Source organism: Serratia proteamaculans (assembly GCF_949794035.1).
Lineage (GTDB): Bacteria > Pseudomonadota > Gammaproteobacteria > Enterobacterales > Enterobacteriaceae > Serratia > Serratia proteamaculans.
Genome location: NZ_OX461105.1, coordinates 228,908 through 249,482 on the forward strand (window position 1 = coordinate 228,908; position 20,575 = coordinate 249,482).

Here is a 20,575-nt window from a genome sequence, read left to right on the forward strand (position 1 = left end):
CACGCGCTTATTACACCAGCTTTTTTCAGGAGTTAGGCATGCTCACCTACGCTATTCGCAAAACTACGCTGTGCGTCGCGTTGACCCTGGCGGTCAGCACTCAGGCACTGGCGGCGACCGAGATCCCGTTCTGGCATTCGATGGAAGGTGAATTGGGTAAAGAAGTGGACTCCCTGGCGGACCGCTTTAACCAGTCGCACACCGACGTCAAAATTGTCCCGGTTTATAAAGGTAACTACGAACAGAGCCTGGCGGCGGGCATTGCGGCCTATCGCTCCGGTAAAGCACCGGCGATCCTGCAGGTGTACGAGGTGGGTACGGCAACCATGATGGCCAGCAAGGCGATCAAGCCGGTGTATGAGGTGTTTAAAGACGCCGGTATCAACTTTGACGAGTCGGTGTTCGTGCCGACGGTGTCCGGTTACTACACCGATAACAAGAGCGGGCACCTGCTGTCCCAGCCGTTCAACAGCTCCACCCCGGTGCTGTATTACAACAAAGATGCGTTTAAAAAAGCCGGTTTGAACCCGGACCAGCCGCCAAAAACCTGGCAGGAACTGGCGGCGGATACCGCCAAACTGCGCGAGGCCGGCATGAAGTGCGGCTACGCCAGCGGTTGGCAGGGCTGGATCCAGCTCGAGAACTTCAGCGCCTGGCACGGGGTGCCATTCGCTACGGAAAACAACGGCTTTGGCGGTACCAGCGCCAAGCTGGAGTTCAACAAGCCGTTGCAGGTCAAGCATATCCAACTGCTGGAAGAGATGAACAAGAAGGGTGACTTCACCTATTTCGGCCGTAAAGATGAATCCACCGAGAAGTTCTACAGCGGTGACTGCGCCATTACTACCGCATCATCCGGCTCACTGGCGGATATCAAACACTACGCCAAATTCAACTACGGCGTGGGCATGATGCCGTATGACGCCGACGCCAAGAATGCGCCGCAGAACGCCATCATCGGGGGTGCCAGCCTGTGGGTGATGAATGGCAAAGATGCCGCCACCTACAAGGGTGTCGCCGAGTTCCTGCAGTATCTGGCGCAGCCGGAAATTGCCGCCGAATGGCACCAGAAGACCGGCTATCTGCCGATCACCACCGCCGCTTACGATCTGACCAAGCAACAGGGCTTCTACGACAAGAACCCGGGCGCCGATGTGGCGACACGTCAGATGCTGAACAAGCCGCCGTTAGCGTTCACCAAAGGCCTGCGCCTGGGCAATATGCCGCAGATCCGTACTGTGGTGGATGAAGAGCTGGAAGGTGTGTGGACCGGCAAGAAAACGCCACAGCAGGCACTGGACGCTGCCGTGCAGCGCGGTGACGTCTTGCTGCGTCGCTTCGAGTCCCAGACCAAGTAGCGTCAACCGGGACTCCGTTCCGGCGAACGACACCGATCCACCCCCTCTCCCCTGGGAGAGGGCCGGGGTGAGGGGCTCAGTCAGCCCTTCCCCCACATTAACGGTTAACCCCTATGTCATCTTCCCGTCCCGGTTTCGGCTGTAGCTGGCTGCCCTACGTATTGGTGCTGCCGCAACTGTTGATCACCGCAATCTTCTTCCTGTGGCCCGCCGGCGAGGCACTGTGGTATTCGGTACAGAGCCTAGATCCGTTTGGCCTGTCCAGCCAGTTTGTCGGGCTGGATAACTTTACCCAGCTGTTCCAGGACCCTTACTACCTCGATTCGTTTTACACCACGCTGATCTTCAGCTTCCTGGTGGCGGGGATTGGGTTGGTGGTATCCCTGTTTTTCGCCGCGCTGGTGGACTACGTGCTGCGCGGCAGCCGAATTTACCAGACGCTGATGATCCTGCCTTATGCGGTGGCCCCGGCGGTGGCGGCGGTGCTGTGGATTTTCCTGTTTAACCCCGGTCTGGGGCTGATTACCCATTTCCTCAGCGGCTTGGGCTACAACTGGAACCACGCGCAGAACAGCGGGCAGGCGATGTTCCTGGTGGTGCTGGCTTCGGTATGGCAGCAAATCAGCTATAACTTCCTGTTTTTCCTGGCGGCATTACAGTCCATTCCGCGCTCGCTGGTGGAAGCGGCAGCCATCGACGGTGCCGGGCCAGTGCGGCGTTTCTTCAATCTGGTGTTGCCGTTGATCACGCCGGTGAGCTTCTTCCTGCTGGTGGTGAATCTGGTGTACGCCTTCTTCGATACCTTCCCGGTGATCGATGCCGCGACCGGCGGCGGGCCGGTACAGTCCACGACCACGCTGATCTACAAGATCTACCGTGAAGGCTTTGCCGGTCTGGACTTGTCCAGCTCCGCAGCGCAGTCGGTGATCCTGATGCTGTTGGTGATTGGCCTGACGGTGATCCAGTTCCGTTTTGTCGAACGTAAGGTGCGCTACCAATGATTGAGAACCGACGCGGGCTGGATATCTTCAGCCACGTAATGCTGATTATCGGCGTGCTGGTGGTGCTGTTCCCGCTGTACGTGGCCTTTGTCGCCGCCACGCTGGACGACAAACAGGTGTTCCAGGTGCCGATGACCCTGATCCCGGGCGGCCACCTGTGGGAAAACATCAGCAATATCTGGCAGGGTGGCGTGGGCAACCTCAAGGTGCCGTTTTCGCTGCTGCTGCTGAATAGCGTGATCATGGCGCTGGCCATTACCTTTGGCAAAATCCTGGTGTCGGTGCTGTCGGCCTACGCCATCGTTTACTTCCGTTTCCCGCTGCGCAGCCTGTTTTTCTGGCTGATTTTCCTCACCCTGATGCTGCCGGTGGAAGTGCGTATCTTCCCGACGGTGGAGGTGATCTCCAACCTCAACCTGCTGGACAGTTACACCGGCCTGACGCTGCCGCTGATGGCTTCTGCCACCGCCACCTTCCTGCTGCGTCAGTTCTTTATGACCTTGCCGGACGAACTGCTGGAAGCCGCGCGCATTGATGGCGCGGGGCCGATGCGCTTCTTCTGGGACATCGTGCTGCCGCTGTCGAAAACCAACCTGGCGGCGCTGTTTGTCATCACCTTTATCTACGGCTGGAACCAGTACCTGTGGCCGATCCTGATCACCAGCGACGCCTCAATGGGCACTGCGGTGGCGGGGATCAAAAGCATGATCTCCACCTCCGGCGCGCCGACCCAGTGGAATCAGGTAATGGCAGCGATGATTCTGACTTTAATCCCACCGCTGGCGGTGGTTCTTCTGATGCAGCGCTGGTTTGTACGCGGTCTCGTCGACAGCGAAAAGTAACGAGAGAAATTTTCACATGGCAGGTTTAAAACTACAGGCAGTCACCAAATCTTACGACGGTAAAACGCCGGTGATTAAGCAGATCGATCTCGATGTGGCGGACGGTGAGTTTATCGTGATGGTCGGCCCGTCCGGCTGTGGCAAATCGACGCTGCTGCGCATGGTCGCCGGGCTGGAACGTACCACCAGTGGCGATATTTATATCGATGGCCAACGCGTGACTGATATGGAGCCGAAAGATCGCGGCATCGCGATGGTGTTCCAGAACTATGCGCTGTATCCGCACATGAGCGTGTATGACAACATGGCCTATGGCCTGAAAATTCGCGGCTTTGGCAAACAGCATATCCAACAGCGGGTTGAAGAAGCGGCGCGCATTTTAGAACTGGAACCGCTGTTGCAGCGCAAGCCGCGTGAGCTTTCCGGCGGGCAGCGCCAGCGGGTGGCAATGGGGCGCGCTATCGTGCGTGAACCGGCGGTGTTCCTGTTTGATGAACCCTTGTCCAACCTGGATGCCAAGCTGCGTGTGCAGATGCGTCTGGAATTACAGCAACTGCACCGTCGACTGAAAACCACCAGCCTGTACGTCACGCACGATCAGGTGGAGGCGATGACGCTGGCACAACGGGTGATCGTGATGAACAAGGGCGTGGCGGAGCAGATTGGTACCCCAAGCGAGGTCTACCAGCGCCCGGCATCGCTGTTTGTTGCCAGCTTTATTGGCTCACCGGCGATGAATCTGTTGCCTGGCACCCTGAGTGCCGACGGCAGCCAATTGTTGCTGGCGGAGGGCATGACGCTGAATTTGCCGCAGGCCAAAGCGCAGTGGGCCGGCCGGCCGTTGACGGTCGGTATCCGTCCGGAGCATATTCAACTGACTACCGAGCAACAGGGCGGCGTACCGCTGGTGCTGCAAACGCTGGAGCTGTTGGGCGCAGATAATCTGGCGCACGGGCAGTGGGGCGGTCACGGCGTGATTGCGCGGCTGTCGCATGAAACTATGCCGGCGGCGGGCAGCACGCTATATTTACAGCTGCCTGCACAGGCACTGCACTTTTTTGATACCGATAGCGGATTACGGATGGAACAATGACCACAGCCTGGCCTTACCCACACATTGTCGCCCACCGTGGCGGCGGTTCCCTGGCGCCGGAAAATACCCTGGCGGCGATCGACGTTGGCGCGCGTCACTGCCACAAAATGATTGAGTTCGACGCCAAACTGGCGCAGGACGGGCAAATCTTTCTGCTGCATGACGATACCCTGGATCGCACCAGCAACGGCTGGGGCGTGGCGGGTGAGTTGCCGTGGGACAAGCTGGTGCAACTGGATGCCGGCAACTGGTATAACTCCGCCTACAAGGGCGAGCGTTTGCCGCTGCTGGCCGAGGTGGCGGAACGCTGCCTGCAGCATGGCATGATGGCGAACATTGAAATCAAACCCACCACCGGCAGCGATGACGAAACCGGTCGGGTGGTGGCGTTGGCGGCGCGTCTGCTGTGGCAGGGACAAACCGATCCGCTGCTTTCATCATTCTCGGTTGAGGCACTTGAGGCGGCACAGCGCACGGTGCCGGAGCTGCCACGTGGCCTGCTGCTGGATCAGTGGGATGACAACTGGCCGGCGCTGACCGAACGTCTGGGCTGCGTATCGTTGCACATCAACCACAAAGAGCTGACGGAAGAGCGGGTGGCGGCGCTGAAAGCGGCAGGTTTACGCATTCTGGTTTATACCGTTAACCAACCGGCGCGTGCGCGCCTGTTGTTGAACTGGGGCGTTGATTGTATTTGTACTGACCGGATAGATTTGATTGGCCCCGATTTTCCGAATGGTTAACCTGGGTTAAAAATTTGCCGCTGTCCGCTCTACCCTGCTGACAGCGGCTACGATCATCCTCATGGGCGCATCGGCGTAGCCGGCAACGGAGCCTGCGGCACCGAAGGCGTGGTGCGGTTGAACGGGTTACGTGGTTGGTTACCATTTGGCAGCAGTTGCCCGCCGTTCGGCGAATTTGGCTGCAGTTGCTGCTGATTGTTGTCGAACTGCCGCTGTTGTTGCAGGCGGCGCTGATCCAACTGCTGGTTATTCAGCATGCGCTGTTGCTGCGCTTGCTGATTGCGTTGGTTGAGAAACTGCTGTTGCGAGCTGAGCTCGGTGACGCCGTTGGCTGCGGTGGCCAACCCGGACAGCAGCAACAGGCCGTAGAGCAGGTGATAACGCTTCATGATCTTTACCTCCGTTTTCTATTAAGACTAACTCACCGGTGAAATTTTGCCGACAGTTTGTATTTTGCACAGATGTAAACCGCCTTTTCGTCACGACCTTTCCTGCCTTCCGTTACAATCGCCCTTTGTGAATTTTTAGGGTGAACCCATCGTGCTACTTCTGGTGATTACTACCATTCTGTGGGCGTTCTCTTTCAGCCTGATTGGCGAATATCTGGCGGGTCAGGTCGACAGCTGGTTCTCGGTGCTGATGCGTATCGGCCTGGCGGCATTGGTGTTCCTGCCGTTCCTGCGCTGGCGCAATATCAAACCGAAAGTGATCCTGATGTACATGCTGGTGGGGGCCTGTCAGCTCGGCATCATGTACCTGTTCAGCTTCCGCGCTTACATGTACCTGACGGTGCCGGAATTCCTGCTGTTTACCGTGCTGACGCCGCTGTACGTCACGCTGATTTATGATTTGATCAGCGGCCAGCGTCTGCGCTGGAGCTACGTATTCAGTGCGCTGCTGGCGGTGCTGGGGGCGGCGATCATCCGTTACCACCAACTTAGCGAGCATTTCTGGTGGGGATTACTGCTGGTGCAGGCGGCGAACATCAGCTTTGCCATCGGCATGGTCGGTTACAAGCGCCTGATGGAAGTGCACCCGTTACCACAGCACACCGCGTTCTCCTGGTTCTACCTGGGCGCGTTAGTGGTGGCGGTGGTAGCCTGGTGCCTGTGGGGCAATCCTCAGCAGTTGCCGACCACCAACCTGCAATGGGGCATTCTGGTGTGGCTGGGCGTGGTGGCTTCCGGGCTGGGGTATTTCATGTGGAACTACGGTGCAACGCAGGTGGATGCCGGCACGCTTGGCATCATGAATAACATGCATGTGCCCGCCGGGCTGTTGGTGAATCTGGCCATCTGGCAGCAACAACCGCACTGGCCAAGTTTTATTATCGGTGGGGCGGTGATTGTCGCTTCGCTGTGGGTGCATCGTCGTTGGGTGGCACCCAAGATAATCAGTAAATAAACCGGGCCGCCCAAGCGCAGGCAGCCCTGTTTTCAGGGTTGCGAAGCCAGCGGTTTGACGCTGGCAACACCGGCGCTTGGGCGGTCGGCATCACGCACGAAGGGCAGATGATTGCAGGCGTGCTGGCGCGCCGAACGGATAAAGGCTTCGGTTACCGCCTGGCGCTGCTCACCATCACGTACCGCCGCATACAGACGACTCCACAGGCCATCCCCCAGAGTTTTGGTCACCACCAGCCCCTGGCGTTCAAAACTTTCCACCACCCAATGCGGTAATGCCGCAATCCCCATCCGCGCCGACACCATCTGGATCAGCAGCAGGGTGTTATCGACGTTTTTCAGCGCCGGGCTGATGCCCGCCGGTTGCAGGAAATGACGCCAGATATCCAACCGCTGGCGCTGTACCGGATAAATCATCAGCGTTTCATCGATTAAATCTTCAGGCTCAATGTGCAGCTTGCTGGCTAACGGGTGGTCCGGCGCCAGCACCAACCGTACTTCAAAATCAAACATCGGTGAATAATGCAGACCGCTGCGCGGCAGAATGTCGGAGGTCAGCACCACATCCAGCTCGCCCTGCTGCAATGCCGGCTGCGGGTCAAAGGTGACGCCGGACTTGAAGTCCATCACCACCTGCGGCCAACTCTGGCGGAAGTTATCCAGCGCCGGTGTCAGCCACTGAATACAACTGTGGCATTCAATGGCGATGCGCAACGTGGCTTGATGCGGCTCGTGGCAAGTCTGCAGTGCCTGCTGGATTTGTGGCAGCACCTGCTCCGCCAGCTGTAACAGGATCTCTCCCTGCGCGGTAAAGCGCAGCGGTTGGCTTTTGCGAACGAACAGCTTGAAGCCCAGACGCTGCTCCAGATCGCTGAACTGATGCGACAGAGCAGACTGCGTCTGATGGAGTTGGGCTGCTGCGGCCGCCAGCGAGCCGGTATTGCGCAGAGCCTGCAGCGTCCGTAAGTGTTTCAGTTCGATCATGAGAGTCCTTCACAGTGACAGTGAATAAATTGCGCTTGTGGTTAATACAGTACCTGCGGATTATGGATGTGTAAACATCTGGACGGCTAAATGGGGAATATGACGATGGCAATTTTAAATCACACACTCGGTTTTCCACGCGTTGGGCTACGACGTGAGCTGAAAAAAGCTCAGGAAAGCTACTGGGCAGGTAACTCAACGCAGGAAGAACTACTGGCGGTTGGCCGCGAGCTGCGCGCTCGACATTGGCAACAGCAACAGCAGGCCGGAGTGGATTTAGTGCCGGTCGGCGATTTCGCCTGGTATGACCATGTGTTGACCACCAGCCTGTTGCTGGGCAACGTGCCGGCGCGTCATCAGAATGCGGACGGCTCAATCGATCTGGACACGTTGTTCCGTCTGGGCCGTGGCCGTGCACCGACCGGCGAACCGGCGGCAGCGGCGGAAATGACCAAATGGTTTAACACCAACTACCACTACATGGTGCCTGAATTCCATAAGGGCCAGCAGTTCAAACTGGGCTGGACCCAATTGCTGGACGAAGTTGACGAAGCGCTGGCGCTGGGTCACAAAATCAAGCCTGTACTGCTGGGGCCGGTCACTTATCTGTGGCTGGGCAAAGTGAAGGGTGAGTCGTTTGACCGCCTGTCGCTGCTGAACGATATCCTGCCGGTTTACCAGCAGGTACTGGCCGAACTGGCGAAACGTGGCGTTGAATGGGTGCAGATCGACGAGCCTGCGCTGGTGCTGGAATTGCCGCAGGAGTGGCTGAACGCCTTCAAACCGGCTTATGACGCACTGCAAGGCCAGGTAAAACTGCTGCTGACCACCTACTTCGACAGCGTTGGCCACAATCTTGACACCCTCCGTGAGCTGCCGGTGCAGGGGCTGCACGTCGACCTGGTTGGCGGCCACGACGATATCGAGGTATTGAATAAAGCGCTGCCGAAAGAGTGGCTGCTGTCACTGGGTGTGATCAACGGACGCAACGTCTGGCGCGCCGATCTGAGCAGCTGGTTTGAGCGTTTGCAGCCATTAGTGGGCAGCCGCCCGCTGTGGATCGGGACTTCCTGTTCATTGCTGCACAGCCCAATCGATCTGAGCGTGGAAACCCGCCTGGATGAAGAAGTGAAAAGCTGGTTCGCCTTCGCTCTGCAAAAATGTGCCGAAGTGGCGTTGCTGAGCGCAGCGTTGAATGCCCCGGGCGCAGCAAAACAGGCTGAACTGGACGTCTACAGCGCGCCAATCCGTGCCCGTCGTCAGTCCAGCCGCGTGCATAATGCGCAGGTTGGTCAACGCCTGGCGGCAATTACTGCCCAGGACAGCGAACGTCAGCGTCCTTACGTCGAGCGTGCTCAGGCACAGCGTGAGCGTTTTAACCTGCCGGCCTGGCCGACCACCACTATCGGTTCATTCCCACAGACCACCGAAATCCGTGGCCTGCGTCTGGACTTCAAACAGGGGCGTTTGGACGGCAATAACTACCGCACCAGCATTAGCGAGCACATCAAACAGGCGATCACAGAACAAGAGCGTCTGGGTCTGGACGTATTGGTGCACGGCGAAGCCGAGCGCAACGACATGGTGGAATACTTCGGCGAGAACCTCGACGGCTTCGTCTTCACCCAAAACGGCTGGGTACAGAGCTACGGTTCCCGCTGCGTAAAACCACCGGTGATCATCGGTGATATCAGCCGCCCGGAAGCCATCACCGTTGAGTGGGCGAAGTATGCTCAGTCACTGACCGACAAACCGGTAAAAGGCATGTTGACCGGCCCGGTGACCATTCTTTGCTGGTCGTTCCCGCGTGAAGACGTGACCCGTGAAGTGATTGCCAAACAGATCGCCCTGGCACTGCGTGATGAAGTGCAAGATCTGGAAAAAGCCGGCATCGGCATCATCCAGATTGACGAACCGGCACTGCGTGAAGGCCTGCCGCTGCGTCAATCCGACTGGGCTGCTTACCTGAACTGGGCGGTGGATGCGTTCAAACTGAATGCCGCCGTGGCGCAAGATGACACGCAGATCCACACCCACATGTGTTATTGCGAGTTCAACGACATCATGGATTCGATAGCTGCGCTGGATGCCGATGTGATCACCATCGAAACCTCACGTTCCGATATGGATCTGTTGGAAGCCTTCAAGGAGTTCGAATATCCAAACGAAATTGGCCCGGGCGTGTATGACATTCACTCGCCAAACGTGCCAAGCGTGGAGTGGATCGAAGCGCTGCTGCGTAAGGCTGCGCAGAACATTCCGGCAGAACGTCTGTGGGTCAACCCGGACTGCGGCCTGAAAACCCGTGGCTGGCCGGAAACCCGTCAGTCGCTGGCCAACATGGTGCTGGCAGCGCAGCGCCTGCGCGAACAGCAGGCCTGATAACCCTATTTTGGTGAGCTGATTCTGGGCGCTTCGGCGCCCTTTTTTATGTCGAGTTTGTTGGCGTTTGCTGCTGATGTCATTTGTTGTTCTTCCCCCGCGTTTTCGTTGTCGCTTTTGGTTATGATCGGCTATCGCTTTACCCCCGATTTGAAGGATTGCTTCGATGAAACACCCGCTTGCAACCTTGCTGGCACCACTGCTTAATGATGTGCAGGGTATTCGGCAGGTGTATTTCGCCGGTAATCAGCAACCGGCACCCGAACTGGCTTATCAGGTGGATTTTCCGCGTCTTGAAATGGTGATCGAAGGTGAACAGGAGATGGCTTGGGAGGGCGGTCAGGGTATCCAGCAACAATTGCTGCTGTCGGGAGATGTGCTGTTTGTTCCGGCGCAAGGGTGGAACAGCCCGCGTTGGCAACGGCCCGTAACCACGCTCAGCCTGTTGTTTGGCAAACAGCAACTGGGGTACAGCCTGGTGGGCTGGGATGGGGAAAATACGCGGCCGTTGGGGAAAGATAACGTGGCGCGTCGTGGCCCTCGTGTGGGGTCATTTATGTTGCAGGCGCTCAACGAACTGGCCTGGCGTCAAAGCGATCAAGCTACCGCACGTTTTCTGACCAAGGGATTGTTGAGCCATGCGCTCGATCTGTTCGGCAGCTCAGTGAAAACCGCTTCCCGCAGCCAGGCTTTGTTCGACGCAGTGCGCTGCCATCTGGAAGAGCATTATCGCGAACCTCTAACCCGTGAGTCGGTAGCCCAGGCATTTTATATCTCGTCAAACTACCTCTCTCACCTGTTTCAAAAAACCGGTGGGGTTGGGTTTAACGAGTATTTAAATCACGTGCGGCTGGAGCAGGCGAAGCATTTGCTTAAACGCTATGACATGAAGGTAAAAGAGGTGGCGCATGCCTGCGGATTTGTCGACAGTAACTATTTCTGCCGCCTGTTTCGCAAAAATACCGAGCGCTCTCCCTCGGAATATCGTGGGCAATACCATAGCGAACTGAAAGCGCGGGACGAGGCGGATTAAACCACCCGGATATGCGTTTGCTGCGGTGATGCGGCGGCTTTACGTACCGCACTTAGCGCCTTTTCCGGGGTATGTAAAAAAGTGTTGATGCCGATCTGCACGCAGCGGTGGTGCTCAAAGCGTTCACTTTCCGCCAGCAGGATATCGCTGATTAACAGTACTACGTCGGCCTCAGACAGGTCATTTACCGTCAGCGGATTTTCAATCCCCAGCGCGCCTTGAGTTTCGACTTTCAGCGGCCACTTTTCCTGAGCACAGAGTTTTTCCAACCTTTCGGCAGCCATATAGGTATGGGCAACCCCGCTGACGCAAGCCGTCACGGCCACCAGTTTTATCGCCATAAGATACCCCTTCCTCTGTTATCGCCAGTCATCCACCCATCGTTACCCGGAACCCTGCCTGTTGCGCCATGGCCTGCAACGGCGCGATCTCCTGCTCTGACGGGGGAGCAACATTGCGCAGTGTATATTCACGCCCCAGCAGTTCATATTTGGCCTCGCCATATTGATGAAAAGGCAGCAGGTGGATCTCCGACAGCCCAAAAGGTGCCAGGAATGCCAGTACCTGAGCCATATTCTCCCGGTCCAGGGTGTAGCCGGGGATCAACGGCAGGCGAGGGAGCAGCTTAATGCCGCGCTGTGCCAGCATGGTAAAGTTTGCCAATACCCGCGGCTGATTTATGTTCAACAGGCGTTTTGCAGCATTGGTGTTCATGATTTTCAAGTCGAACAACACTTGATCGCAATGTTCCGCCAGGGCCAGCACGCTGGCTAACGGCGCATCCCCGGCAGTTTCTATCGCAGTATTGATGCCCAATGCCTGCAAGCGCTGTAACAGTTGGCCGGCAAACTCGGCCTGCATCAGTACCTCGCCGCCGGAAAGCGTGACGCCGCCGCCGGAGCTGCGGTAGAACACCTCATCTTTTAAAATTTGCAGCAGCAGGGCATCCAGCGTCATGCTCTGACCGATAAGCTCCATCGCCCCGCTTGGGCACTCTTGTGCATCATTCAGGCAAGGTTGGCAGTGCAGGCATTTGGCTTTACGCCGCACCAGGTGGAACTTGCCCGACATCGATTCCGGATTGGCGCACCATGGGCAGGTGTGGGGGCAACCTTTAAAAAACACCAGGGTACGTATGCCCTGTCCATCATTCAGCGAAAACCGCTGAATGATGAAAATACGGCCCAGAGGGGCGGCGGTAGCGGCCCGGTCAAACCCGGGCGCAATAAGGTTACAGTTGATGCGCTGTACGGCGGATGATGTCATCCTGGATCTCCTTCGACAGCTCTACGAAGAATGCGCTATAGCCGGCGACCCGCACCACCAATCCGGCGAAATCCTGCGGCCGGGCTTGCGCTTCCCGCAGTGTTTCGGCATTCACCACATTGAACTGAACATGCTGCAATTTGAGCTTGGTAAAGGCCCCGAGGAAATCCGCCAGTTTGTTCAGCCCTTGTTGACCCTCCAGCGTAGCGGGTGTGAACTTCACGTTCAGCAACGTGCCGTTCGAAAGCAAATAGTTATCCAGTTTGCTTACCGATTTCAGCACTGCCGTCGGCCCTTGAGCATCCTGGCCGAGCATCGGTGAAAGCCCTCCGTCCGCCAGTTGTTCTCCGGCGTAGCGTCCATCCGGCGTTGCCCCCACCACGGCACCCAAGGGGACATGGGCGGATACGGTATAGGAACCTGGTGTAAATTGGCCGCCGCGCGGGTTGCGATATTTCTCCACTTCTTTGCAGTAAAAACGCAGCAAATCGGCACTGATCAGATCAACTTCGTCGATATCATTGCCGTACTTATCGAAATGGTTAATCAGTCTGGCCCGGATTTTTTCCCCCTCTGTCGTGGCAAAGTTGGCTTTTAACGTCGCCAGCAGGTCGTCAAAACTCAGACGCTGCTGTTCAAATACCAATCCTTTCAGGGCAAATAGCGAGTCGCTCAGGTTAGCGATGCCGATACCTTGTACGCCGGAGAAGTTATAGCGTGCTCCGCCGTCGGTAATATCTTTGCCGTTTTTCAGGCAGTCTTCGATAAACGAAGACAGCAGCGGAACCGGTGCCCAGTCGCGGTGGCCGATATCACAAATATTGCTGCCTTGCGCCATGAGCCGAACGTAGTGGCGGATCTTCTCACGGATCTGTTCCAATAACAGTGGATAGGTAAGGCTGCTATTGCCTTCATTGTCCAACAGCGTCAGTTCCATTACCTTCAGCAGGTTGAACATGGCGATATCGTGCAGGCCGTAGGTCCGTCCGGGGATCGACAGTTCAACACAGCCGACGACCGCATAGTCACGCGCATCTTCCAGCGACACCCCACGGTTAAGAAATGCCGGCACGACCACTTCATCGTTGAATATTTGCGGAATGCCGGTACCAAGACGAATAGTTTCGGCGGTTTTCAGCAGGAACGGTCGGTCGATAAATTCATTAACCCGTACGCCCAGGTTCGGCTGGGGCAAACGGATAGTCTGATAGGCGTCCAGGCACAGGAACGACAGCAGGTTGACCGCGCTGCGGCCGGTTTCCGTCAGGCCGCCCAACAAAATGGTGTAACCGGTAGGGAAGCCGGCGAAATAACGGGCGCTGGAGGTGGATCGCAGCAGGACGATGTCGTTGCATTTCACCCACAGGCTTTCCAGTAACTCCCGCAGGAAGGCCGGATCTTCTCCCTGATTGAGGGAGGCCTGGTAAAACGGCAGCATGTACTGATCGAAGCGGCCCAGTGATAACGAGCTGGCGTTGGATTCGTACTGCAAAATAATATTCATGTACCAAAATAGCTGGCAAGCCTGATAGAAATCTTGTGGTTTGTGGTGTGCGATCTGGGCAGAAACCCTGGCAATACGCAGCAATTCGGCGCTGCGGGTTTCGTCGCTGCACTCGGCCGCCATACCTCTTGCCAGTGTGGCATAGCGCAGGATATGGCGTTGTGAGGCTTGTAACAACAGCAGCGCGGCGGCGTAGAACGGGTTGTCCGGTTGCTGCACTACATGCTGTTGCAGTTCGGCTAATAAGCTATCCAGTCCATGGTTCAGCAGGCGGGGATAATCGATAATGATATGCCCCTGGCCCTTGTCGGTCTGATTGATGCTGAAAATCTGGGTTTGCGTAGCCGTTTTCACCTCTTCCGGCATTTGGCTGTTGATGAAGTCTTTCATCGAGCGCGTTGCCCAGTAGGGATAAAGCTGTTCACGGTAAAGCTGTTTGTCGGCATCAGAAATGGCGAAGCGATCTTGTGGACGGGTTGGAAAGGCATCCAGCTCTTCCAGCAGCCAGTAGGGGTCCATTTCTGGCGATACGATCCCCGCACGTGGTTTCACCGTGCGGTTACCGGCGATTAACTCGTCTGCCCGCAGCGAAATCTCAACGTGATCCAGAATATACGCGGTGGCTTTGGCACGGCGGATGAGGGTCGGTTCCCCTTCAGTTTGCCGGTGACTGTTAGTGTAAAGCTGCGCACGTTCCAGCGATATTTCACGTGGGGCGGAGAACAACGCAGTTTTCAGGCGTTCGATTCGGGAGGTCATCACGTTTTCCTTCTGTGAGGGTCTGCGGGCGGTAGCGCCCGGCATGGGGCCGGGCATACGTTCAGGCCAGTTGCGCCAGATGGGCTGCAATTTTGTCCATGATGGCGTCGGCGCGTTTTACCGCGTCGCTGATGGCTACGCGCACCACGGTCTTCCCCTTGAAACGCTCTTCAAATTTGATGCCGATATCTTTGGTCAGGATCACCACATCGGCGGCTGCCACGTCTTCGGTGCTGAGTTCGTTCTCCAGGCCAATAGAGCCCTGGGTTTCCACCTTGCACTGCCAGCCTTTGGCTTTGGCTGAACGTTCGAGGGCTTCGGCAGCCATATAGGTGTGGGCAACACCGGAAGGACAAGCGGTAACTGCGATAATTGTCGTCATAATCAGCTCCTTTTTTATTCAGTTAATTTCGAAATCCAGATCCAGGCTGGTTTCCTGCGGTGTATTGGCGGCCTGTTTCCTGGCGGCAAAGCGCTTCAGCAGGTTAACCAGCAGGGCGGTGACCACCATGCCTACCAGCAAGGCCGCGACGAAGCCCAGCTTGCCTTCAACCACCGGCAGCACAATCAGGCCACCCCAGCCGGCATAGCACTGCGCTCCGGTCAATGCGGCGGTAACGGCGGCACAGGCGGAACCGATCATGATGGAAGGGATAACCCGCAGTGGGTCGGCGGCGGCAAAGGGGATAGCGCCTTCGGTCACGCCGACGCAGCCCATCAACAAGGCGGCTTTACCGGCTTCGCGTTCTTCTGCACTGTAGTATTTACGGCCAATCAGCGTGGCGAACCCCAGACCGAGCGGCGGGGTGGCGATGGCAACGGCCGCTATGGCAACCACCGAGTAAACGCCTTGTGCCACGCAAATCAGCATAAAGGCATAGGCCACCTTGTTGACCGGGCCGCCCATATCAAATGCCAGCATCAACCCCAGGATAATCGCCAGTACGATGATGCTGCCCTGCTGCATGCCTTGCAGCCAATGAGTCAGGCCATTAGTCAGCGCACCGACCGGTTCCCCCAACCCCCACATCATGATGCCTGCGGTGAGCAGGGTGCCAATAATCGGGATCACGAAGATCGGCATCACCGAGCGCAGGATCTTCGGCACTGGGATCTTTTTCAGGTAGAACACGATAATGCCGCCCAGCAAACCGGCGATGATGGCACCAAAGAAGCCGGCACCGAAAGAGGCACCCACCCAGGCACCAATGGCGGAAGGCGCTAATGCAGAACGATCGGAAATCGAGTAGCCAATATAGGCTGCCAGGAAGGGCACCATCAGCGTCAGCCCCGCCACCCCGATGTCGAACAGTCTTTTCAGATTAGGATCGGTGGCGGCATCGGGTACGGCACCTTTGCCGTATAACATCACCGAGACGGCAAGCAGAATGCCGCCTGCGACGACAAACGGGATCATATGGGAGACGCCGGTCATTAAATGCTGACGCGTATTTTTAAGTATGCCGATCAGATCTTTCATTGCTCACTCCCTGGCCGCAACCAGCGTGCTTCTGGGGACAAAACCATCGGAGTAATAACCCCTGATGGAGAAAGGTTGTTGGCTATCACAATAGGCATCTGCCCGAGCAACAAACAGTGGATAAAATTGCCATTTACTGGATTTTTGTAATGTCAGAGTAAAAGTGCGATCAACCTCAAAGTGTGGGTCCCGATAAAGCGGCCTTGATAGAAAGGCTTTGTGAGCGGCTTCTCATTTATGCCGTCATCATACATTTGTCCAGTGTTTGGCATTTTTGTCCGATAGCCGCCACCCGCGTTGGGCTTTTATCCTTGTGACAAATTGGTGTTGTTCACTGCTGCCAAGGCATGAGGAAAGAGTGATGGCTAAAATTGTGACGTTTACCTGCGTGCTGCCTAATGGCGTTCATGCTCGCCCAGCGAGTCATATCGAAAAACTCTGTAACGGTTTTCATTCCCGCTTTGAATGGTATAACCCGCGCCGCGGTATCAGCGGTGATGGCAAAAGCGTGCTGTCGCTGATCGGCGCTGACATCCTGTTGGGGGATGAATGTCGGGTAACGATTGAAGGGGAAGATGAGCAGGCGGCGTCCGAACGCCTGAGCCAGTTCATTGAACATGAATTCCCACACTGTGACGAAGCATTGCCACAGGTGGATGATTCTGCCGAGCAGGAGCCCATCCCGGCCTCTCTGGCCAATCTCAATCCCTGGCTGCTGCGAGCATGCCCGGTCAGCCAGGGCACTGCCGGCGGTAAACTGGTGCACCTGGCGCGGGTCGATTTAAACTCGCTGGATTTACCAACGGCCAAAAGCGTTGAACAGGAACAAAATCAACTGGCGGACGGCCTGGCGCGTTTCGGTAAGGCGCTGGATCTGCAACTGATGGCAGGCAGCGGCACCACGACGGCGGTGCTGGAAGCGCACCGTTCGTTATTACGTGACGGCGCATTCCGCCAGCACCTGCTTGAAGCCGTGTTGTGTGGGGAAAGTTGTGCGGCAGCGATTGTGAGCGCCGCCGCTCACTTTAGTCGGCAGTTGGCGCAGTCTGCCAGTGCTTATCTGCGTGAACGCGAACTGGATATTCGTGATGTCAGTTTTCAGCTTTTGCAGCATATTTATGGCGAGCGCAGCTTCCCGGCGCAGCAGGCACTGAATGTCGACAGCATTTGCATCACCGATGAACTGACGCCGAGCCAGTTTCTCGAGTTGGATAAGCGCTATCTGAAAGGCTTGCTGCTGGGCAGTGGCGGCAGTACCTCGCATACGGTGATCCTGGCTCGTTCATTTAATATTCCGACATTGGTGGGGGTAGATGCCGCGGCATTGCAGCCCTACCTGAATCAATCGGTGCAGATCGATGGCGATCTCGGGCTGGTGGTCTGCGATCTCAGCGAATCGGTTCACCGCTATTATCAACAGGAGCAATGGCTGAGCGCGCAAATCCGCCAGCAGCAAAGTGCTTATCTTGATCAGCCGGGGCGCACGGCAGACGGTATCCGTATGGAAGTGGCGGCTAATATCGCCCATGCGGTGGAAGCGCAGGCCGCATTTGGCAATGGTGCCGAAGCGGTGGGCCTGTTCCGTACTGAAATGCTGTATATGGATCGCCTGACCGCACCTGCGGAAGATGAGCTGTATAACATTTATTGCCAGGCGATAGAGGCGGCCGGTGGCAAGGCGATTATCGTGCGCACCATGGATATTGGCGGTGACAAACCGGTGGATTACCTGAACATCCCAATGGAGAACAATCCATTTCTCGGCTACCGGGCGGTGCGTATCTATCAGGAGTTTTTGCCCCTTTTCCGTACCCAACTGCGCTCGATCCTGCGGGCTTCAGCACATGGCCCGTTGAAGATCATGATCCCAATGATCTCTTCGATGGAAGAGATCCTGTGGGTGAAAGACCAATTGGCGGAAGTGAAGCAATCACTGCGCGCTGCTCAAATCCCTTTTGATGAAAAAATCCCCCTCGGCATCATGCTGGAAGTCCCCTCGGTGCTGTTTATCATCGATCAGTGCTGCGAGGAGATTGATTTCTTCAGCATCGGCAGCAACGACCTGACGCAATACCTGCTGGCGGTGGATCGCGATAACGCCAAAGTCATCAAACACTACAACAGTCTGAACCCGGCCTTCTTACGCAGCCTGGACAGTGCGGTGCGCGAGGTGCATCGCCACGGCAAATGGATAGGGTTGTGCGGTGAACTGGGGGCCAAGGGCTCGGTGCTGCCGTTGCTGGTAGGCATGGGGTTGGACGAGATCAGCATGAGTGCGCCTGCGATTGCCGCCACTAAAAGCCGCTTGGCCAAATTGGACAGTCGTGAATGCCGTCTGCTGCTGAACCGGGCGATGGCTTGCCGTACTTCACTGGAAGTGGAACATCTGCTCGCGCAATTCCGTATGGAGCAAAGCGATGCACCGTTGATTACGCCAGATTGTATTGCGCTAGGGGCTGACTGGTGCAGTAAAGAAGAAGTGATCAAAGGTATGGCGGATAACCTGCTCCTGGCTGGGCGCTGTCGTTATCCCCGCAAGTTGGCTGCCGATTTGTGGGCCCGTGAGGCTGTCTTTTCCACCGGTCTGGGTTTTGGTTTTGCCATTCCACATACCAAATCCGAACACATTGAGCAGTCCACTATTAGCGTGGCCAAGCTGGCGCAGCCGGTCGTCTGGGGTGATGAAGAGGCGCAGTTCATCATCATGCTGACACTCAACAAGCATGCCGCGGGTGATCAACATATGCGCATTTTCTCCAAACTGGCACGACGCATTATGCATGAAGGCTTCCGCGATGCGCTGGTGAAAGCCGTGACGGCCCAACAGGTGGAAGCATTGCTGAAACAAGAACTGGAACTGTGATCCATTCAGGGCGCTGCGGCGCCCTTCATTTTAGCTTCGAGGGACAATTATGGAACTCTATCTGGATACTGCGGATATCAGTGCAGTAAAGCGTTTGGCGCGAGTGTTACCGCTGCAGGGGGTGACGACTAACCCGAGCATAGTGGCTGCGTCACATACCTCATTATGGGAAGTGTTGCCGGCATTGCGTGATGCATTGGGTGGGGAAGGCAAATTGTTCGCTCAGGTACTGGCCGCTACGGCAGATCAGATGGTGGCGGAAGCGGTAATGCTTAACCAGCGGGTTCCTGGCCTGGTGGTGAAGGTGCCGGTGACGGCTGAGGGGTTGGCGGCGATCAAGACGCTGCATAGCATGGGTATCCCGACGTTAGGTACGGCGGTGTATGGCGCGGCGCAAGGGTTGCTTTCTGCTCTGGCTGGGGCGGAGTATGTGGCACCCTATGTTAATCGACTGGATGCCCAGGGCGGCAACGGTATGGTTACCGTGCAAGAGCTGCAACAATTGCTGACGCTGCATGCGCCACAGGCCAAAGTATTGGCCGCCAGCTTCAAAACACCTCGTCAGGCGCTGGAATGCCTGCTGGCAGGTTGTGAAGCCATTACGCTACCGGTAGATGTGGCGGAGCAGTTTATTTGTACGCCGGCGGTACAGGCCGCCGTGGATAAATTTGAGTGCGACTGGCGCGCCGCGTTCGGGGGATTGACCTTAGGTTAATGGTAAAAGGGACGGGGCAATGTTTGCCCCTGCCCCTTATTTAACGCCCGGCACGCCATGTTGGGCGAACCATGCCAGCATGCGTTGCCAACCGTCTGTTGACGCTTCCGCATCATAGCTTGGTCGATAATCGGCATAGAAGGCGTGGCCGGCTTCGGGGTAGACCACGATCTCGGCTTCGGCATTGGCCGCGCGGATCGCCTGACGCATGCTGTCCACCGAATCCAGCGGGATACTGGTATCCTGCCCGCCATATAATCCCAGCACCGGCGCAGAAAGTTGCGTAGCGACATCGATCGGATGTTTTGGCGAATTCAGCGTTTTCTCACCCACCAGTTTGCCGTACCAGGCAACAGCGGCTTTCAACTGCGGGTTATGCGCGGCATACAGCCAGGTAATGCGCCCGCCCCAGCAAAAACCGGTAATCGCCAACTTGCCGGCATCGCCGCCGTGGCGCATCGCCCAATGAGCGGCATGATCCAGATCCGCCAGCACCTGACGATCTGGCACCTTGAGCACCAGCTTTTGGAACAGCTCGCTGATGTCGGTGTAATCTTTGGCATCCCCCTGGCGGAAATACAGCTCCGGCGCGATCGCCAGATAACCCTGTTTCGCCAGGCGGCGACAGATATCCTGAATATGTTCGTGAACACCGAAAATCTCCTGTACCACCAGCACCACCGGGAAGGGGCCGCTGTGATCTGCAGGTTTGGCGATATAGGCCGGCAGATTGTCACCCTGTGAAGGAATGGTGGTTTCCCCGGCATGAATGCCTTGTTCATCGGTGAGAATGGTCGAAGCAGCCAAGGGTGTAACGGCCGGGGTGAATCCCCCCTGGGCCTGTTTTAATGTCATCACTTGATCGGTTTTCATTGCGGGGCTCCATGCAATCGAGAAAAGCGCTGAGATTAACTATAGGAAAGATTAGCGGTTATTGGCACCGGGTGGAGCATTTTCAGTCAAGTCTGTAAAAAACGAATAATTATCTGGCTTTAGCGCATTTTTGTTGTCTTTTTATCATGCTATTACGCCTGTTGACCCGCATTAGCACCATAAGGTGCGTTAGCTCCCTTTATTGTGGCTAAGTCACCGATAAAATAAGGTTATTTTCTGTCATCTGGTAAATAGTTTCATCAGGTAATCAGCCCT

The 20,575-nt window shown here is 56.5% G+C and carries 18 protein-coding genes; 10 read left to right on the forward strand and 8 right to left on the reverse strand.

Annotation, left to right across the window (positions count from 1 at the left end):
• Positions 1 to 38: 38 nt before the first annotated feature.
• The 5 genes from ugpB (at position 39) to ugpQ (ending at position 5,037) form a co-directional block, all read left to right on the forward strand.
• The gene (gene ugpB, locus QOT07_RS01030) at positions 39 to 1,358 is read left to right on the forward strand and encodes a sn-glycerol-3-phosphate ABC transporter substrate-binding protein UgpB (RefSeq protein ID WP_099065494.1); all 1,320 of its coding nucleotides are present in this window, start codon (positions 39 to 41) and stop codon (positions 1,356 to 1,358) included.
• A gap of 113 nt (positions 1,359 to 1,471) precedes the next feature.
• Positions 1,472 to 2,359, forward strand: coding sequence for a sn-glycerol-3-phosphate ABC transporter permease UgpA (gene ugpA / locus QOT07_RS01035; RefSeq protein WP_099065493.1), 888 nt, complete (start codon positions 1,472 to 1,474; stop codon positions 2,357 to 2,359).
• Positions 2,356 to 3,201: a sn-glycerol-3-phosphate ABC transporter permease UgpE gene (ugpE, locus tag QOT07_RS01040; protein WP_085116517.1), complete on the forward strand. Its 846-nt coding sequence runs from the start codon at positions 2,356 to 2,358 to the stop codon at positions 3,199 to 3,201. Before ugpA ends, ugpE begins: the two co-directional genes overlap by 4 nt.
• Positions 3,202 to 3,217: 16 nt before the next feature.
• On the forward strand, positions 3,218 to 4,294 hold the full coding sequence (locus QOT07_RS01045) for a sn-glycerol-3-phosphate import ATP-binding protein UgpC (protein ID WP_283602426.1): 1,077 nt from the start codon (positions 3,218 to 3,220) through the stop codon (positions 4,292 to 4,294).
• Positions 4,291 to 5,037, forward strand: coding sequence for a glycerophosphodiester phosphodiesterase (gene ugpQ / locus QOT07_RS01050; protein WP_283602427.1), 747 nt, complete (start codon positions 4,291 to 4,293; stop codon positions 5,035 to 5,037). The genes QOT07_RS01045 and ugpQ overlap by 4 nt, the downstream gene beginning before the upstream one ends.
• A gap of 59 nt (positions 5,038 to 5,096) precedes the next feature.
• On the opposite strand, the gene QOT07_RS01055 is transcribed toward ugpQ, so the two are convergent.
• Complete coding sequence (locus QOT07_RS01055; protein ID WP_129936298.1) at positions 5,097 to 5,426, reverse strand: hypothetical protein; 330 nt, start codon at positions 5,424 to 5,426, stop codon at positions 5,097 to 5,099.
• Between the two features lie 151 nt (positions 5,427 to 5,577).
• Between QOT07_RS01055 and QOT07_RS01060 the strand changes: the two genes are divergently transcribed.
• Positions 5,578 to 6,441, forward strand: a complete 864-nt coding sequence (locus tag QOT07_RS01060) for a carboxylate/amino acid/amine transporter (RefSeq protein WP_085116521.1) — start codon at positions 5,578 to 5,580, stop codon at positions 6,439 to 6,441.
• Positions 6,442 to 6,473: 32 nt separating this feature from the next.
• Here the strand turns inward: QOT07_RS01060 and metR are convergent, their stop codons facing one another.
• Entirely contained in the window at positions 6,474 to 7,424 is a 951-nt protein-coding gene (metR, locus tag QOT07_RS01065) for an HTH-type transcriptional regulator MetR (protein WP_099065489.1), read from the reverse strand.
• 105 nt (positions 7,425 to 7,529) lie between these two features.
• Between metR and metE the strand changes: the two genes are divergently transcribed.
• Together metE and QOT07_RS01075 are read left to right on the forward strand one after the other, a co-directional pair.
• Positions 7,530 to 9,806 carry a 5-methyltetrahydropteroyltriglutamate--homocysteine S-methyltransferase gene (gene metE / locus QOT07_RS01070; protein ID WP_283602428.1) on the forward strand — a complete coding sequence of 759 codons (2,277 nt, stop codon included), beginning with the start codon at positions 7,530 to 7,532 and terminating at the stop codon, positions 9,804 to 9,806.
• A gap of 166 nt (positions 9,807 to 9,972) precedes the next feature.
• Complete coding sequence (locus tag QOT07_RS01075) at positions 9,973 to 10,839, forward strand: AraC family transcriptional regulator (RefSeq protein WP_283602429.1); 867 nt, start codon at positions 9,973 to 9,975, stop codon at positions 10,837 to 10,839.
• Here QOT07_RS01075 and QOT07_RS01080 read toward each other — a convergent pair.
• From QOT07_RS01080 to QOT07_RS01100, 5 genes are all read right to left on the reverse strand, one after another.
• Positions 10,836 to 11,180, reverse strand: a complete 345-nt coding sequence (locus tag QOT07_RS01080; protein ID WP_085116525.1) for a PTS fructose-like transporter subunit IIB — start codon at positions 11,178 to 11,180, stop codon at positions 10,836 to 10,838. The genes QOT07_RS01075 and QOT07_RS01080 overlap by 4 nt on opposite strands.
• 28 nt (positions 11,181 to 11,208) lie before the next feature.
• Positions 11,209 to 12,105, reverse strand: coding sequence for a [formate-C-acetyltransferase]-activating enzyme (locus tag QOT07_RS01085; RefSeq protein ID WP_283602430.1), 897 nt, complete (start codon positions 12,103 to 12,105; stop codon positions 11,209 to 11,211).
• Complete coding sequence (locus QOT07_RS01090) at positions 12,071 to 14,368, reverse strand: formate C-acetyltransferase (protein ID WP_283602431.1); 2,298 nt, start codon at positions 14,366 to 14,368, stop codon at positions 12,071 to 12,073. The genes QOT07_RS01085 and QOT07_RS01090 overlap by 35 nt, the downstream gene beginning before the upstream one ends.
• 61 nt (positions 14,369 to 14,429) lie before the next feature.
• Positions 14,430 to 14,750: a PTS fructose-like transporter subunit IIB gene (locus QOT07_RS01095; RefSeq protein WP_085116528.1), complete on the reverse strand. Its 321-nt coding sequence runs from the start codon at positions 14,748 to 14,750 to the stop codon at positions 14,430 to 14,432.
• An 18-nt stretch (positions 14,751 to 14,768) separates the two neighbouring features.
• Positions 14,769 to 15,848 carry a PTS fructose transporter subunit EIIC gene (locus QOT07_RS01100; RefSeq protein WP_219015125.1) on the reverse strand — a complete coding sequence of 360 codons (1,080 nt, stop codon included), beginning with the start codon at positions 15,846 to 15,848 and terminating at the stop codon, positions 14,769 to 14,771.
• Positions 15,849 to 16,209: 361 nt separating this feature from the next.
• Here QOT07_RS01100 and ptsP point away from each other — a divergent pair, with 361 nt between their 5' ends.
• On the forward strand, positions 16,210 to 18,711 hold the full coding sequence (ptsP, locus tag QOT07_RS01105) for a phosphoenolpyruvate--protein phosphotransferase (protein WP_207978524.1): 2,502 nt from the start codon (positions 16,210 to 16,212) through the stop codon (positions 18,709 to 18,711).
• A 49-nt stretch (positions 18,712 to 18,760) separates the two neighbouring features.
• Positions 18,761 to 19,426 (forward strand): fructose-6-phosphate aldolase, encoded by a 666-nt coding sequence (gene fsa / locus QOT07_RS01110; protein WP_207978522.1) that lies wholly within the window; start codon positions 18,761 to 18,763, stop codon positions 19,424 to 19,426.
• A 36-nt stretch (positions 19,427 to 19,462) separates the two neighbouring features.
• On the opposite strand, the gene QOT07_RS01115 is transcribed toward fsa, so the two are convergent.
• On the reverse strand, positions 19,463 to 20,299 hold the full coding sequence (locus QOT07_RS01115; protein WP_099065480.1) for a dienelactone hydrolase family protein: 837 nt from the start codon (positions 20,297 to 20,299) through the stop codon (positions 19,463 to 19,465).
• Between the last annotated feature and the right edge of the window lie 276 nt (positions 20,300 to 20,575).

What these genes read in the sequence shown, in the direction of transcription:
- ugpB (WP_099065494.1), top strand. Translation starts at nt 39, where the DNA reads ATGCTCACCTACGCTATTCGCAAAACTACGCTGTGCGTCGCGTTGACC.
- QOT07_RS01115 (WP_099065480.1), bottom strand. Translation starts at nt 20,299, where the DNA reads ATGAAAACCGATCAAGTGATGACATTAAAACAGGCCCAGGGGGGATTC.
- QOT07_RS01090 (WP_283602431.1), bottom strand. Translation starts at nt 14,368, where the DNA reads ATGACCTCCCGAATCGAACGCCTGAAAACTGCGTTGTTCTCCGCCCCA.
- metR (WP_099065489.1), bottom strand. Translation starts at nt 7,424, where the DNA reads ATGATCGAACTGAAACACTTACGGACGCTGCAGGCTCTGCGCAATACC.
- ugpA (WP_099065493.1), top strand. Translation starts at nt 1,472, where the DNA reads ATGTCATCTTCCCGTCCCGGTTTCGGCTGTAGCTGGCTGCCCTACGTA.
- QOT07_RS01095 (WP_085116528.1), bottom strand. Translation starts at nt 14,750, where the DNA reads ATGACGACAATTATCGCAGTTACCGCTTGTCCTTCCGGTGTTGCCCAC.
- ptsP (WP_207978524.1), top strand. Translation starts at nt 16,210, where the DNA reads ATGGCTAAAATTGTGACGTTTACCTGCGTGCTGCCTAATGGCGTTCAT.
- QOT07_RS01080 (WP_085116525.1), bottom strand. Translation starts at nt 11,180, where the DNA reads ATGGCGATAAAACTGGTGGCCGTGACGGCTTGCGTCAGCGGGGTTGCC.
- QOT07_RS01085 (WP_283602430.1), bottom strand. Translation starts at nt 12,105, where the DNA reads ATGACATCATCCGCCGTACAGCGCATCAACTGTAACCTTATTGCGCCC.
- ugpE (WP_085116517.1), top strand. Translation starts at nt 2,356, where the DNA reads ATGATTGAGAACCGACGCGGGCTGGATATCTTCAGCCACGTAATGCTG.
- QOT07_RS01045 (WP_283602426.1), top strand. Translation starts at nt 3,218, where the DNA reads ATGGCAGGTTTAAAACTACAGGCAGTCACCAAATCTTACGACGGTAAA.
- ugpQ (WP_283602427.1), top strand. Translation starts at nt 4,291, where the DNA reads ATGACCACAGCCTGGCCTTACCCACACATTGTCGCCCACCGTGGCGGC.
- QOT07_RS01055 (WP_129936298.1), bottom strand. Translation starts at nt 5,426, where the DNA reads ATGAAGCGTTATCACCTGCTCTACGGCCTGTTGCTGCTGTCCGGGTTG.
- metE (WP_283602428.1), top strand. Translation starts at nt 7,530, where the DNA reads ATGGCAATTTTAAATCACACACTCGGTTTTCCACGCGTTGGGCTACGA.
- fsa (WP_207978522.1), top strand. Translation starts at nt 18,761, where the DNA reads ATGGAACTCTATCTGGATACTGCGGATATCAGTGCAGTAAAGCGTTTG.
- QOT07_RS01075 (WP_283602429.1), top strand. Translation starts at nt 9,973, where the DNA reads ATGAAACACCCGCTTGCAACCTTGCTGGCACCACTGCTTAATGATGTG.
- QOT07_RS01100 (WP_219015125.1), bottom strand. Translation starts at nt 15,848, where the DNA reads ATGAAAGATCTGATCGGCATACTTAAAAATACGCGTCAGCATTTAATG.